The 12,978-nt window shown below is 69.3% G+C and carries 15 protein-coding genes; 7 read left to right on the top strand and 8 right to left on the bottom strand.

All coding sequences use genetic code 11. From position 1 onward, the window contains the following. Nucleotides 1-57 precede the first annotated feature (57 nt). Complete coding sequence (locus C5F48_RS02790) at nucleotides 58-669, top strand: SH3 domain-containing protein (RefSeq protein ID WP_245941385.1); 612 nt, start codon at nucleotides 58-60, stop codon at nucleotides 667-669. Between the two features lie 3 nt (nucleotides 670-672). Here C5F48_RS02790 and C5F48_RS02785 read toward each other — a convergent pair whose 3' ends face one another. Genes C5F48_RS02785 through C5F48_RS02770 form a run of 4 tightly spaced genes read right to left on the bottom strand, consistent with a single transcriptional unit; the run spans nucleotide 673 to nucleotide 3,738 of the window. Further along, complete coding sequence (locus C5F48_RS02785; RefSeq protein WP_107662383.1) at nucleotides 673-1,437, bottom strand: ABC transporter permease; 765 nt, start codon at nucleotides 1,435-1,437, stop codon at nucleotides 673-675. Beyond that, the gene (locus C5F48_RS02780) at nucleotides 1,434-2,177 is read right to left on the bottom strand and encodes an ABC transporter permease (protein ID WP_107662382.1); all 744 of its coding nucleotides are present in this window, start codon (nucleotides 2,175-2,177) and stop codon (nucleotides 1,434-1,436) included. The genes C5F48_RS02785 and C5F48_RS02780 overlap by 4 nt, the downstream gene beginning before the upstream one ends. Nucleotides 2,178-2,180: 3 nt before the next feature. After that, nucleotides 2,181-2,948: a transporter substrate-binding domain-containing protein gene (locus C5F48_RS02775; RefSeq protein WP_107662381.1), complete on the bottom strand. Its 768-nt coding sequence runs from the start codon at nucleotides 2,946-2,948 to the stop codon at nucleotides 2,181-2,183. 28 nt (nucleotides 2,949-2,976) lie between these two features. After that, entirely contained in the window at nucleotides 2,977-3,738 is a 762-nt protein-coding gene (locus C5F48_RS02770; RefSeq protein ID WP_107662380.1) for an ABC transporter ATP-binding protein, read from the bottom strand. Nucleotides 3,739-3,860: 122 nt separating this feature from the next. Here C5F48_RS02770 and C5F48_RS02765 point away from each other — a divergent pair, with 122 nt between their 5' ends. Genes C5F48_RS02765 through C5F48_RS02755 form a run of 3 tightly spaced genes read left to right on the top strand, consistent with a single transcriptional unit; the run spans nucleotide 3,861 to nucleotide 7,245 of the window. After that, the gene (locus C5F48_RS02765; protein ID WP_107662419.1) at nucleotides 3,861-4,508 is read left to right on the top strand and encodes a TetR/AcrR family transcriptional regulator; all 648 of its coding nucleotides are present in this window, start codon (nucleotides 3,861-3,863) and stop codon (nucleotides 4,506-4,508) included. Further along, on the top strand, nucleotides 4,505-5,689 hold the full coding sequence (locus C5F48_RS02760; RefSeq protein ID WP_107662379.1) for a pyridoxal phosphate-dependent aminotransferase: 1,185 nt from the start codon (nucleotides 4,505-4,507) through the stop codon (nucleotides 5,687-5,689). Before C5F48_RS02765 ends, C5F48_RS02760 begins: the two co-directional genes overlap by 4 nt. Next, a complete protein-coding gene (locus tag C5F48_RS02755; protein WP_107662378.1) occupies nucleotides 5,686-7,245 on the top strand; it encodes a 5-guanidino-2-oxopentanoate decarboxylase in 1,560 nt (519 codons plus the stop codon). The genes C5F48_RS02760 and C5F48_RS02755 overlap by 4 nt, the downstream gene beginning before the upstream one ends. Nucleotides 7,246-7,456: 211 nt before the next feature. Here the strand turns inward: C5F48_RS02755 and C5F48_RS02750 are convergent, their stop codons facing one another. Continuing rightward, nucleotides 7,457-8,191 carry a lipase family protein gene (locus C5F48_RS02750; RefSeq protein ID WP_107662377.1) on the bottom strand — a complete coding sequence of 245 codons (735 nt, stop codon included), beginning with the start codon at nucleotides 8,189-8,191 and terminating at the stop codon, nucleotides 7,457-7,459. A 161-nt stretch (nucleotides 8,192-8,352) separates the two neighbouring features. Between C5F48_RS02750 and C5F48_RS02745 the strand changes: the two genes are divergently transcribed. Further along, entirely contained in the window at nucleotides 8,353-8,862 is a 510-nt protein-coding gene (locus C5F48_RS02745; RefSeq protein WP_107662376.1) for a GreA/GreB family elongation factor, read from the top strand. A 69-nt stretch (nucleotides 8,863-8,931) separates the two neighbouring features. Further along, entirely contained in the window at nucleotides 8,932-9,270 is a 339-nt protein-coding gene (locus tag C5F48_RS25960) for a hypothetical protein (protein WP_245941384.1), read from the top strand. Nucleotides 9,271-9,368: 98 nt separating this feature from the next. Here C5F48_RS25960 and groL read toward each other — a convergent pair whose 3' ends face one another. Beyond that, entirely contained in the window at nucleotides 9,369-11,018 is a 1,650-nt protein-coding gene (gene groL / locus C5F48_RS02735) for a chaperonin GroEL (protein ID WP_107662375.1), read from the bottom strand. Nucleotides 11,019-11,091: 73 nt separating this feature from the next. Then, nucleotides 11,092-11,379 carry a co-chaperone GroES gene (locus tag C5F48_RS02730; RefSeq protein WP_107662374.1) on the bottom strand — a complete coding sequence of 96 codons (288 nt, stop codon included), beginning with the start codon at nucleotides 11,377-11,379 and terminating at the stop codon, nucleotides 11,092-11,094. Between the two features lie 198 nt (nucleotides 11,380-11,577). Between C5F48_RS02730 and C5F48_RS02725 the strand changes: the two genes are divergently transcribed. Beyond that, nucleotides 11,578-12,564, top strand: coding sequence for a TraB/GumN family protein (locus tag C5F48_RS02725; RefSeq protein WP_107662373.1), 987 nt, complete (start codon nucleotides 11,578-11,580; stop codon nucleotides 12,562-12,564). A gap of 6 nt (nucleotides 12,565-12,570) precedes the next feature. Here the strand turns inward: C5F48_RS02725 and C5F48_RS02720 are convergent, their stop codons facing one another. Next, entirely contained in the window at nucleotides 12,571-12,756 is a 186-nt protein-coding gene (locus tag C5F48_RS02720) for a hypothetical protein (RefSeq protein WP_107662372.1), read from the bottom strand. Nucleotides 12,757-12,978: the final 222 nt, after the last annotated feature.

Below are 12,978 nucleotides of genomic sequence, written 5' to 3'. Positions count from 1 at the left end.
AGGCGGGACGGCGCGGCATGGAGCCCATGCGGCGCGAAGCACGAAGGCGAGACAGCGATGGCAGGAATATGGCGCGCCGCGGCGGCTCTGGTGGTGATGCTGGGGCTCGGCCTGTCTGCCGCGGCGCAGGACAGCCCGCCGCCGGAGGCCGGTCCCGCCAGCGATTTCTCCACCGAAGGCGAAGAGCCGCCGCAGCCCGCCCCGGAGGCCGCCGAACCGGAAGAGCCGGTGCGCGATCCCAACATCGGCTCGGTCACCACGCTGCCGCTGCCGCGCTATGTCTCGCTGAAGACCTCGGAGGGCAATGCCCGGCGCGGGCCGGGGCTGAGCCACCGGATCGACTGGGTGTTCAAGCGCGCCGGGATGCCCCTGCGGGTGACGGCGGAATACGAGAACTGGCGCCGGGTGCAGGACGCCGAGGGCGCCGGCGGCTGGGTGCATTACACGCTGCTCTCCGGCGTACGCTCGGCGCTGGTGGTGGCGCAGATGGCCGACCTGCACAGCGACCCGGAGAGCAGCTCGCCGGTGGTGCTGCATGCCGAGCAGGGGGTGATCGCCCGGATCGCCGAATGCAGCAAGGACTGGTGCCGGCTGAACACCGAGGCCGGGCGCGGCTGGGTGACGAAGAACGCGCTCTGGGGCGTCGACCCGGAAGAAGTGATCGACTGAGGCTCAGGCCACCTTCGCCGGCCGCCGCTGCTCCAGCCAGCGGAAGCCCAGCACCAGAACCCCGGTGATCAGCATGTAGACCACGGCCAGCAGCAGCAGCGGCTCGTAGACGATGAACGTGTCCTGCCGCACCCGGCCCGCCACGGCATAGATGTCGACCACGGTGATCGTCGCCACCAGCGGCGTCGCCTTCAGCTGCAGCACGGTTTCGCCGCCCAGCGTCGGCAGCGCCCGCTGGATCGCCTGCGGCAGCCAGATCCGCCGCAGGATCGTCAGCCGCGGCATGCCCATGGCCTTCGCCGCCTCCAGCTGCCCCCGCGGCACCGAGCGGAAGGCGCCGCGCATCACCTCGCCCTCGTAGCCCGCGAAGCTCAGCGTCAGCGCCAGCACCGCATAGGGCCAGGCCTGCCGCAGATAGGGCCAGAGCTCGCTGCCCCGGATCCACGGATATTGCGGAAACAGCGAGCCGAGCCCGTAATACAGGAGCCACAGCTGCAACAGCAACGGCGTGCCGCGGATCACCGTGCAGAAGGCCCGGGCCGGGGCGGCAAGCACCCAGGGCCCCGCCGCCTGCGCCAACCCCAGAGGGATCGCCAGCAGGAACCCAAGCACCGCTGTCACCACAAGAATCCAGACCGTGCGCCAGATGCCCTCGGCGATCAGCGGCAGATACTTCGGCAGCCAGTCCCAGCGCAGCGAGACCGCGCACCAGACGACCAGCGCCGCCGCCAGCAGGATCAGGAGGATGCGATGCGGATAGAGCCTCATCCCCGCGCCCGCCCCATCTCGCGGTCGCCGCGCCGCGCCCAGCGCTCGATCCGCCCGAAGAGCCAGCCCGAGACCAGCGTCAGCGTCAGATACAGCGCCCCGGCGGCGAGAAAGAAGGTGAAATAGGCCTTGGTCGATCCCGCCGCCTGCCGCGTTTCCAGCGTCAGCTCGCCGAAGCCGACGATGGCCAGGAGCGCGGTGTCCTTGGTGGCGATCAGCCAGAGGTTCGCGAGCCCCGGCATGGCGAAGCCCAGCATGGCCGGCAGGGTGATCCGCCGCGCCAGCATCACCGGCGGCATGCCCATGGCGCGCGCCGCCTCCACCTGCCCGACCGGCACGGCGAGGATCGCGCCGCGCAGCACCTCGGTGGCATAGGCCCCCTGCACCACGCCCAGCACGGCAATGCCCGCCATCAGCCCCGAGACCTGCACCCGCGCATAGCCGAAGGACACCAGCGCCTGGTTCACCAGATCGGTGACCGCGTAGTAGAGGATCAGGATCAGCACCAGCTCCGGCACCGCCCGGACCACGGTGGTGTAGATCGCCAGCAGGTCGCGCAGAACCGGCCCGCCGTAGAGCTTGCCGTAAGCCCCCAGCGTGCCGATCACGAGGCCCAGCCCGAAGGCCCCCAGTGCGATCTGGATCGAGTTGACCAGACCGCGCAGGAGGTTGCCGCCCCAGCCGGGCGGCTCCAGCGCCAGAAGCCCCAGCGACGGAAAGGCTTCGAGCAGCGCCTCCAAACCTCAGCCGCCGTAGATCGACGAGGCGAAATAGGGGGCGGAGACCTTCTCGTAGGTGCCGTCCTCGACAACCTTGGCGATGCCGGCATTGAACTTCGCCTTCAGCTCCTCGTCGCCCTTGCGCAGGCCGACGCCCACGCCGAGCCCGAGGATCGCCGGATCGTCGGCCACCGCGCCCTTGCTGTCGCAGCAGGCCCCGGCTTCGGAGGCGAGGAAGGCGTCCAGCGCGATGCTGTCGGCCTGCGTCGCGTCGATCCGGCCCGCGACCAGATCCTGATTGGCCTCGTCCTGCGTCTGGTAGAGCTTGATCTCGGCCGCGGCGTCGGCGAAATGCGCCTGCGCATAGGCCTGATGCACTGTCGAGACCTGCACGCCGATGATCTTGCCCTCCAGCCCCTCCGGCGTCGCCGCGAAGTCGTCGCCCTTGGCGCCGATGATGACGGTCGGCGTGTTGTAATACTTGTCCGAGAAGTCGATGGTCTTCAGCCGCTCCTCGGTGATCGACAGCGAGGCCATGATCGCGTCGATCTGCCCCGAGGTCAGCGCCGGGATGATCCCGTCCCAGGCGACCGGCGTCACCTCGCACTCCAGTTCCGCCGCGGCGCAGACCGCGCCGATCATGTCGACCTCCCAGCCCACCCAGTTGCCCGAGGCGTCGGGCGAGGCGAAGGGCGGATAGGGCTCGGCGGCGATGCCGACCTTCACAGGCTCGGCCAGCGCGGCGGAGCCCAGCAGAAGCGTCGCGGTCAGCGTCAGGATCGTGGTCTTCATGGGATACCTCTCGTTGGTTGTTTCCGTGTTAACCCACGGATTTCAGGAATTGCTTCAGCCGTTCCGAGCGGGGGGCGCCGAACAGCTGCTCGGGCGGGCCCTCCTCCTCGATCACCCCGTTGTGCAGGTAGATCACATGCGAGGCGACCTCGCGGGCGAATTTCATCTCATGGGTGACGAGGATCATCGTCCGCCCCTCGGCGGCCAGATCGCGGATCACCCCCAGCACCTCGCCCACCAGTTCCGGGTCGAGCGCCGAGGTGGGCTCGTCGAACAGCATGGCGCGCGGCTCGATCGCCAATGCGCGGGCGATCGCCGCCCTTTGTTGCTGACCGCCCGAAAGATAGGCGGGATAGACATCGGCCTTCTCGGCCAGCCCCACCCGCGCCAGCAGCTTCCGCGCCCGCTCCACCGCCTCGGCCCTGGGCACGCCCAGCACATGCACCGGCACTTCGATCAGATTCTCCAGCACCGTCTTGTGGGTCCAGAGGTTGAACTGCTGGAACACCATGCCCAGCCGCCGCCGCGCATGTTCGATCTGGCGGCGGCTCGACGGCGTGCCGTCGGCCCTCAGCGCGATCTCCTCGCCCGCGATGACGATGCGCCCCGAGCTTGGCGTCTCGAGGAAATTGATGCAGCGCAGCATGGTCGATTTGCCCGAGCCCGAACCGCCAATGATGGCCACCACATCGCCCTCATGCGCCAGCAGCGACACGCCCTTCAGCACCTCGAGCTCACCGAAACTCTTGCGCAGACCCTCGATGCGGATCGCCTCGGCACGGGCAGCCATCGCGGTGCTCGGGGAGGCGGGTCGGGAAGCGGAAAGCGGGTCTGGCATCGAACCTCATCGGGATTGTGATTGCAGTAAGACGGCTGGTTTGTAATTATGCAAGCGTATAATTGGAGCGGCGGGTGACCGGAGAGCGGCGGAAATATGTGCGGGAGGGCGAGGAGCGGCGGCGCGAGGCGCTGATCGCCGCGGCGCTGGAGCTTCTGGCCGAGGGCGGCATGCAGGCCGCCACGGTGCGCGCCATTGCCACCCGCGCCGGCGTCACCGCCGGGCTGATCCGCCACTATTTCCAGACCAAGGAAGACCTGACCCGCGCCGCCTACCAATGGGTGATGGACCGCATGATCGCGGACAATCTCGCCGTGCTGGCCGGCGCCCCGCCCGACCCCGCGGCGCGGCTCGCGGCCTTCGTCGCCGCCTCGCTGCGCCCGCCGGTGGTGGACGGCGCAGCGAGGCGGCTCTGGGCTGGCTTCATCCACATGGTGCGCAGCGATCCCGACATGCGCGAGATCCACCGCGGCACCTATCTGCACTACCGCGACCAGCTGCAGCAGCTGATCGCCGCCCTCGGCCTGACCGACGACCCGCAGACCCTGCGGCGTCAGGCCATCGCCTGCAACGCCGTGATCGACGGGCTCTGGCTGGAAGGCTCCGCCATCCCCGACGCCTTCGATCCCGGAGAACTGGAGCGGATCGGCCTCAAGGCCGTGGGCGCCATGATCGGCGCCGACCTGCTCTCATCCCTTCCCGATACCAAGGATAGCCCATGAAATATGCCGACGTGACCGAGCGCCTCGCCCATCTTGGCGGCGCGAAATGGGAGATCCATGCCCGCGCCCGCGCGCTGAAGGCCGAGGGCCGCAAGGTGATCGAGCTGACCATCGGCGAGCCCGACGTGCCGACGCCCGAGGCCCTGACAGAGACCGCCATCGCCGCGATGCAGGCCGGGCGCACCGGCTATTCGAACGGGCGTGGCGAGCCGAACCTGCTGCGCGCGCTGGCCGCCCGCTATTCGGCCCGGCGCGGCCGGCACATCGGCCCCGATCAGGTCATGTGCTTTCCGGGCACCCAGACCACGCTCTACGCCGTGCTCACCGCACTGGTGCAGGGCGGTGACGAGGTGCTGATCGGCGACCCGATGTATGCCACCTACGAGGGCCTCATCGCCTCGACCGGCGCCACCATGGTCGCGGTGCCGATGCGCCCCGAACACGGCTTCCGGCAGCAGGCCGAGGATATCGCCGCCCGCATCACCCCGCGCTCGCGGGTGATCTTCCTCAACTCGCCGCACAATCCCACCGGCGCGGTGCTCACGCCCGCCGACCTCGCCGCCATCGGCGATCTGGCGATCCGTCACGACCTCTGGATCCTCTGCGACGAGGTCTACGAGGATCTGGTCTTCCCCGGCGCCCAGTTCACCTCGCCGCTCGGCGACCCGCGTCTGGCCGAGCGGGTGATCGTCGCCTCCTCGATCTCCAAATCCCACGCCGCCCCCGGCTTCCGCTCCGGCTGGTGCGTCGGGCCGGCGGAGTTCTGCACCCGCCTGCTGCCGCTCTCGGAAACCATGCTCTTCGGCAACCAGCCCTTCATCGCCGACATGACGGCACAGGCGGTCTCCCATCCCTCGCCCGTCGCCCCCGGCATGGCCCGGCGCTTCCAGACCCGGGCGCAGATGATCCACGCCCGGCTCGACGGCGTCGCCGGGCTGCGCGTCCACCGTCCCGAGGCGGGGATGTTCACCCTGATCGACGTCAGCGCCGTCTCCGGCAGCGGCAGCGCCTTCGCCCATGCCCTGCTGGAAGAGGCCGGCGTCGCGGTGATGCCCGGCAGCTCCTTCGGTGCGGCGCTCGGCGGCTGGGTCCGCGTCGGCCTGACCCAACCCGATGCGGTGATCGCCGAGGCCTGCGAGCGCATCGCTGCCTTCGCCGCCCGCCCGATGGTGACGGCATGAGCTCGGTCGGCGAAGCCCTGATCGCCGGGCTGAAGGCGCGCGGAGTCGATGTGGTCTTCGGCATCCCCGGCGTCCACACGATCGAGCTCTACCGCGGCCTTGCAGGCTCCGGCATCCGCCATGTCACCGCCCGGCACGAGCAGGGCGCGGCCTTCATGGCCGATGGTTACGCCCGCGTCTCCGGCAAGCCCGGCGTGGCGCTGGTCATCACCGGCCCCGGTGTCACCAACGCGCTGACCGCCATGGCGCAGGCCCGGGCCGATTCGATCCCGATCCTGGTGATCTCCGGCGTGAACCGCCGCGGCTCGCTCGGCCGCGGCCTCGGCCTCTTGCACGAACTGCCCGATCAGGCGGCGATGGTCGCTGCACTCTGCCCGACCGAACGGATCGACGACCCGGCAGAGGTGGAGCCCGCTCTGACCCGCGCCTTCGCCCGGCTCGGCAGCGGCCGCCCCGGCCCGGTGCATCTCGAGGTGCCGACCGACGTCATGCCCCTGCCCGCCCCGCCTGCCGCCCCTGTGCAGCCCGAGCTTCGCCCCGCCCCCGATCCGACCCGGATCGCCGAGGCCGCCCGGCTGCTCGCCGCCGCGGAGCGCCCGCTGATCCTCGCCGGCGGCGGTGCGCGCCATGCCGGAACGGCGCTGCGCGCCCTGGCCGAACGGCTCGACGCGCCGGTGGTGCAGACCACCAACGCCCGCGGGCTGATGCACGGCCACCCGCTCACCGTCCCCGCCAGCCCCAGCCTCGAGGCGACGCGGCGCCTGATCGCCGATGCCGACCGCATCCTCGCGCTCGGCACCGAGCTGGGGCCGACCGACTACGACATGTATGTGCGCGGCGGCCTGCCCGACCTCGGGCAGATGATCCGCGTCGATCTCTGCCCCGAACAACTCGCCCGCCACCCCGCCGCCCTGACGCTGGAAGCCGACTGCGGGGCGGTGCTCGACGCCCTGCTGCCCCTGCTGCCGCAGGGCAAAGCCGAGGCCGCCGCCCGCGCCGCCGCCACCCGCGCCGCGGCTCGGGCCGAGCTTTCGCCCGCAATGCGGCGCCAGCTTGCCATGCTCGAGGCGCTGCGCGACGCGGTCCCCGGCGCCATCGTGGTGGGCGACAGCACCCAGCCGATCTATGCCGGCAACCTCTACCACGACCACGACCGCCCCGGCGGCTGGTTCAACGCAGCCACTGGCTACGGCGCGCTCGGCTTCGCACCCGGCGCGGCGGTCGGCGCGGCGCTGGCCGCCCCCGGCGTCCCGGTCATCTGCCTGATCGGCGACGGCGGGCTGCAGTTCAGCCCCGGCGAGCTGCGCACCGCCGTGGACGAAGGCCTGCCGATCACCTTCCTCCTCTGGAACAACGCAGGCTTCCGCGAGATCGCCGAGGCCATGCAGGAGTCCGGGACCGACGTCATTGGCTGCACCCCCTCGCCGCTGAACCTCGAACCCTTCGCCGCCGCCTGCGACCTGCCCTTCACCTCGGTCGAGAACAGCCCCGAAGCCCTGCGCGCCGCCCTCACCCCGAGCAGCGGCCCCCGCCTGATCGAGATCCGCGTCACCTGAGTTTCTTCTTGGCGAAAATACTCATCTTCCGCCGGCCGGAAGAACCGTCCTCGGGGGCATCGAGCCCCCTCATCCGGTGCTGCCGCGCCCCGGATGGGAGACGGCCCGCCCGGGGCAAGCGTTGCAGTGAGTATTTGGGCCAAGAAGAAGCCAGAGGCGCGGGCACGGCCGCAGGGCGGGGTTCGATGCCCCGCCCTGCGGCTCCACCGGGTCAGGGGGCGAGGCCGAAGGTCGTCTCCAGCGACTGGCCGAGCGTGAGGCTCGGATCGAAGCGGCCCTCACGCAGGAAATGCACGGTTTCGGCGATCACCAGCGGGTTCATCATCATGAAGGTATGGGTCACCGGCAGCACCAGGTGGTCCTGCATCCCGGCCAACCTTGTGCTGGCGACCGAGACCTTGCCGTCATCCGCCCCCTCGATCAGCGAGGAATAGAACGGGTTCAGCGAGCGGTCGCCGGCGATCACCCCCAGCGGGTAGTCGGGCAGCGGCAGGGCGAGCGGCACCGAGCCCTCGCCGGTGCCGAGTTCCAGCCCGGCGGGGCCGTTGATCCATTCGAAGGCGGCGATGCTGCCCAGGGCGTCGACCAGCTCCGAGCCGCGGTTCGGCGGGGCCAGCATCACCACCCGGCCCATCTGCGCCGGGCGGTGGTCGACCAGCCAGTCGCGCACCAGGATGCCGCCCAGCGAATGCGTCACGAAATGCACCCGCGCCGCGCCGCAGGCCGCCACCGCCGGGCCGACATGGGCCTCGGCCAGTTCGGCGATCGTCGCCTCGGTCGAGGGATAGCCCTGGTTGACCACGGTGAAGCCCTGGGCCTGCAGCGCCGCCTGCATCGGCAGCAGCGACATCTGGCCCCGCGCCAGCCCGTGCAGCAACACCACGCAGTCCGCCGCGAACGCGGGCGGCGCGGCGAGACAGGCGATCAGGGCGAGGAGCAGGCGCATCCCTGTCATCTAGGCATCGCGCAGCCTGTGGACAATCATCCCCGGGCTTGCGAGGCTGGGCGGATGATCCTGTCACACCCCCCTGCCGCGCCGCGCCACGGCCCGCGGCGCCCCCTCGCGCCAGGGTGCGCCGTCTGCGGGCCCTCCAACGGGGCCCGCCGATGAGCCGCGCCTTCGTCAAGGAGGACGGGCCGGACAATGCGCCGCTGCCCGATCTGCCGGTCAGCCCGCATCCGAACCATGTCACGCCGCGCGGGCTGGCGCAGTTGCAGGCGCGGCTGACCGAGGCTCAGGCCCGGCTCGCCACGCTGCGCGGCCGGGCCGAGCGGCTCGACCGGCTGCCGGAGGCGGCGGCGGAGCGTGACATCCGCTATCTCGAGGCGCGGCTGCGCAGCGCCATCCTCAACGATCCGGCGGCGCTGCCGCTGGAGGAGGTCGCCTTCGGGCTCTGCGTCACGGTGGAGGACGAGAACGGGGCCGAGACCACCTGGCAGATCACCGGCGAGGACGAGGCCAGCGCCGCCGAGCACCGCATCGCGCCGCAATCGCCGCTGGCGCGGGCGCTGCTGGGGGCGCGGGTCGGCGACGAGGTGCAGTGGCGCCGCCCTGCGGGGACCGCCAGCCTGACCGTGACCCGGATCGCCGCGCCGGACGGGGGCGTGGAGGGCTGAGGCAGGGCGCGACTCGGGAAAAGGTCGTAACCGGCGAAAATCTTCATTGTCCGCATGGAATTTCGGCGCATGCTGCGCCAACTGTTCCCGAGACGGGCGATCTTCCGCTTGCCTGCCCCCGCGCGGCGCAAAGCGCTCCGCCGCTTCGGCGACCGGGCGCAGCATGGTCGCGGGGAGAGCCACATCTTTCGTCGAGAGGTCGCCATGATCGAGTTGATGTTTGTGGTCTGCATGAGCGCATCGCCGCAGGACTGCGAGAAGAAGAGCCTCTACTACAACGACATTTCCCACCAGGCCTGCATGCTGGGCGCCGCGCCGACCCTGGCGAAATGGGTGGGCGAGCATCCGCAATGGCAGCTGCAACGCTGGGCCTGCCGGGCGAAGGACCCGTCCGAGAAGGACGCCTGATCCGGCCCAACCCACATAGAGGCGCGCATGAAAAAAGGGGGCCCATGAAAAAGGGGGGCACTGGGCCCCCCTTTTCCCGATAGGCAATCCGGGCAGGATTACATCATGCCGTCCATGCCGCCCATTCCGCCCATGCCGCCGCCCATGCCGCCGGCCGAACCTTTCGGCTCCGGCTTGTCGGCGATCATGGCTTCGGTGGTGATCAGCAGCGAGGCGACCGAGGCCGCGTCTTCCAGGGCGGTGCGAACCACCTTGGCCGGGTCGATCACGCCGAACTTGAACATGTCGCCATATTCTTCGGTCTGGGCGTTGAAGCCGAAGTTCTTGTCGTTCGACTCGCGCACCTTGCCGGCCACGACCGAACCGTCGACGCCCGCGTTCTGGGCGATCTGACGCAGCGGAGCTTCCAGCGCCTTGCGGACGATGATGATCCCGGCGTTCTGGTCGGCATTGGCGCCGGTCAGACCGTCGAGGGCCTTGCCGGCCTGGATCAGGGCGACGCCGCCGCCGACGACGATGCCTTCCTGCACGGCCGCACGGGTCGCGTTCAGGGCGTCATCGACGCGGTCCTTGCGCTCTTTCACTTCGACTTCGGTCATGCCGCCGACGCGGATCACCGCAACGCCGCCAGCCAGTTTGGCCACGCGCTCTTGCAGCTTCTCTTTGTCGTAGTCCGAGGTGGTTTCCTCGATCTGGGTGCGGATCTGACCGACGCGGGCCTGGATCTCGGCCTTGTCGCCAGCGCCGTCGATGACGGTGGTGGTGTCTTTCGTGATCGTGACCTTCTTGGCGCGGCCGAGCATGTCGATCGTGACATTCTCCAGCTTCATGCCGAGGTCTTCCGAGATCACCTGGCCGCCGGTCAGGATCGCGATGTCCTGCAGCATGGCCTTGCGACGGTCACCGAAGCCCGGAGCCTTCACGGCGGCGATCTTCAGGCCGCCACGCAGCTTGTTCACCACGAGGGTGGCCAGCGCTTCGCCTTCGACGTCTTCCGAGATGATCAGCAGCGGCTTCTGCGACTGGATCACGGCTTCCAGCAGCGGGACCATCGGCTGCAGCGACGAGAGTTTCTTCTCGTGCAGCAGGATCAGCACGTCTTCCAGATCCGCAACCATCTTGTCGGGGTTGGTCACGAAGTAGGGCGACAGGTAGCCGCGGTCGAACTGCATGCCTTCGACGACTTCGGTCTCGGTCTCGAGGCCCTTGTTCTCTTCGACGGTGATGACACCCTCGTTGCCGACCTTCTGCATCGCATCGGCGATCTGGCGGCCGATTTCGACTTCGCCATTGGCCGAGATGGTGCCGACCTGGGCGACTTCAGCCGAATCCGACACCGGACGGGCGGCAGCCTTGATCGCTTCGACGACCTTGGTGGTCGCGAGGTCGATGCCGCGCTTGAGGTCCATCGGGTTCATGCCCGCGGCGACGGCCTTGAGGCCTTCCTTGATGATGGCCTGGGCCAGCACGGTCGCGGTGGTGGTGCCGTCACCGGCCTCGTCGTTGGTGCGGGAAGCGACTTCCTTCACCATCTGCGCGCCCATGTTCTCGAACTTGTCGGAAAGTTCGATTTCCTTGGCGACCGTCACACCGTCCTTGGTGATGCGCGGCGCGCCGAAGGATTTGTCGATGACCACGTTGCGGCCTTTCGGGCCCAGCGTCACCTTCACGGCGTCGGCGAGAATGTTCACGCCGCGCAGCATGCGGTCGCGGGCATCGGTGTCGAACTTGACGTCCTTAGCAGCCATTGTGTTGCTCCTAGTCTATTGTTTCGGGGGACTTCTCGGGATTTCGCTCAGCCTTGCGGGCGAGCGGACGCCATCAGGCGATGATGCCGAGAATGTCGCTTTCTTTCATGATCAGCAGGTCTTTGCCGTCGATGGTGACCTCGGTGCCCGACCACTTGCCGAACAGGACGCGGTCGCCAGCCTTCACGCCGACCGGGATCAGCTCGCCCGAATCCTTGCGTGCGCCTTCGCCGGTCGAGATCACTTCGCCCTCGGCGGGCTTTTCTTTCGCGGTGTCGGGGATGATCAGGCCGCCCTTGGTCTTTTCTTCGCCTTCGATGCGGCGGACCAGTACACGGTCATGCAGCGGTTTGAATGCCATCTGAGAACACTCCCTAGGTTCCAGGTTGAATATCATTGGCACTCGAAGGTGGTGAGTGCCAACAGCGCTGTAGATAGGCAGGGGCCCCGAGTCTGTCAACCGTCGGCTGCGCCGAATTGCGGGCATCCGCCCGGCCCGCCGCCTTGGAATGGCCGTGGTCGCATGTCACTCTGGCCCGGTCAAACAAAGGACCTCCGGATGCGCCGACTCCTGCCGCTCGCCTTCGCTTTCGCCCTGCTCTGCGGCCCGACGGTCGCCGCCTGCGATGGCGAGAATCTGGTCGAGGCCCTGCCGCAGGCGCAGCGGGCCGAGCTGGAGGCGGCGGTGGCGGCGCAGCCCTTTCCGGAGGGCAATTTCTGGCGCGCCACCCGCGGCGGGCAGGTGCTGCACCTGATCGGCACCTATCACCTGGACGACCCGCGCCATGCCGCGACCCTCGCGGCGGTTGCGTCCCGGATCGAAGCGGCGACGGTCCTGCTGGTCGAGGCCGGGCCGGAGGAGGAGGCAGCGCTGCAGGCCGCGATGGCGGAGAACCCCGCCCTGCTGATCAGCGAGGGCGCGACCCTGCCGGAGCTGCTGTCCGAGCCGGAATGGCGGACGCTGGCCGAAGCAATGCGGGCGCGCGGCATCCCGCCCTTCGTCGCGGCGAAGTTCCAGCCCTGGTATGTCTCGATGATGCTGGGCATCCCGGCCTGCGCCATGCAGGGGATCGGCGCGCAGAACGGGCTCGACCGCCAGTTGATGCGGGCCGCCGACGACGCGGGGGTGCCGGTGCGGGCGCTGGAGCCCTTCGACACGGTCTTCACCCTGTTCGAGCACCTGACGGAGGAAGAGCAGCTGTCGATGCTGCGCAGCTCGCTGCCGCTGGAGGCGCGCGGGGCGGATTATGCCGTCACCCTGGCCGACGCCTATTTCGCAGGGGAATCGCGGCAGGTCTGGGAGCTGATGCGGATCACCTCGCACGAGCTGCCCGGCTACACCGCCGAGAGCGCCGATGCCGAATTCGCCCGGATGGAGGAGGCGGTGATCTTCGAACGCAACCGTGACTGGCTGCCGGTGATCGAGGCGGCCCTTGCCGAGGGCCCGGTCGTCGTCGCCTTCGGTGCGCTGCACCTGCCGGGCCGCGATGGCATCCTGAGCCTGCTGGAGCGGGAGGGCTTCACGCTGGAAGCCCTGCCGCTCTGAGCCGGATCAGAAGGTGGGATATTGCGCCGGGTTGATCCCCAGGGTGCGCAGGTCGCGCTCCTTGGGCTTGCGGTGCGATTCAGCGGCGGCAGAGACGGCGATGGCGGCATCAATGACCGCAAACACGGTGCCGAACCACGCCAGCACCGGACGGATGCTGAAGCTTTGCGGTTTCAGGGCGAGCGTGTGCATGACAGAATTTCCTTTGTAACGTCTTTTCGACAAGCCAAAGATGGCCCTCCAACCGCTTCGCCGCAACGCAGAAAACCCGCATCCCCGCTATGCGCTTGACGCATGCCCCGCAGCGCCCCGCCCCGTCTCTGCACCGCGGCGAGTTCGGCTTTCCGGCGGCGCGCGGAGGTGACAAGGCCGGGCGCGCCGCCTATAAGGCGGCAAACCTCACCAGCGCACCAA

Source organism: Cereibacter changlensis JA139 (assembly GCF_003034985.1).
Classification (GTDB): domain Bacteria; phylum Pseudomonadota; class Alphaproteobacteria; order Rhodobacterales; family Rhodobacteraceae; genus Cereibacter; species Cereibacter changlensis.
Note: the sequence above shows the minus strand (reverse complement) of the source record. Positions and strands in the feature narration are given on the sequence as shown.

What these genes read in the sequence shown, in the direction of transcription:
- C5F48_RS02790 (WP_245941385.1), top strand. Translation starts at nt 58, where the DNA reads ATGGCAGGAATATGGCGCGCCGCGGCGGCTCTGGTGGTGATGCTGGGG.
- C5F48_RS02785 (WP_107662383.1), bottom strand. Translation starts at nt 1,437, where the DNA reads ATGAGGCTCTATCCGCATCGCATCCTCCTGATCCTGCTGGCGGCGGCG.
- C5F48_RS02775 (WP_107662381.1), bottom strand. Translation starts at nt 2,948, where the DNA reads ATGAAGACCACGATCCTGACGCTGACCGCGACGCTTCTGCTGGGCTCC.
- C5F48_RS02770 (WP_107662380.1), bottom strand. Translation starts at nt 3,738, where the DNA reads ATGGCTGCCCGTGCCGAGGCGATCCGCATCGAGGGTCTGCGCAAGAGT.
- C5F48_RS02760 (WP_107662379.1), top strand. Translation starts at nt 4,505, where the DNA reads ATGAAATATGCCGACGTGACCGAGCGCCTCGCCCATCTTGGCGGCGCG.
- C5F48_RS02755 (WP_107662378.1), top strand. Translation starts at nt 5,686, where the DNA reads ATGAGCTCGGTCGGCGAAGCCCTGATCGCCGGGCTGAAGGCGCGCGGA.
- C5F48_RS02750 (WP_107662377.1), bottom strand. Translation starts at nt 8,191, where the DNA reads ATGCGCCTGCTCCTCGCCCTGATCGCCTGTCTCGCCGCGCCGCCCGCG.
- C5F48_RS02745 (WP_107662376.1), top strand. Translation starts at nt 8,353, where the DNA reads ATGAGCCGCGCCTTCGTCAAGGAGGACGGGCCGGACAATGCGCCGCTG.
- C5F48_RS25960 (WP_245941384.1), top strand. Translation starts at nt 8,932, where the DNA reads ATGCTGCGCCAACTGTTCCCGAGACGGGCGATCTTCCGCTTGCCTGCC.
- groL (WP_107662375.1), bottom strand. Translation starts at nt 11,018, where the DNA reads ATGGCTGCTAAGGACGTCAAGTTCGACACCGATGCCCGCGACCGCATG.
- C5F48_RS02730 (WP_107662374.1), bottom strand. Translation starts at nt 11,379, where the DNA reads ATGGCATTCAAACCGCTGCATGACCGTGTACTGGTCCGCCGCATCGAA.
- C5F48_RS02725 (WP_107662373.1), top strand. Translation starts at nt 11,578, where the DNA reads ATGCGCCGACTCCTGCCGCTCGCCTTCGCTTTCGCCCTGCTCTGCGGC.
- C5F48_RS02720 (WP_107662372.1), bottom strand. Translation starts at nt 12,756, where the DNA reads ATGCACACGCTCGCCCTGAAACCGCAAAGCTTCAGCATCCGTCCGGTG.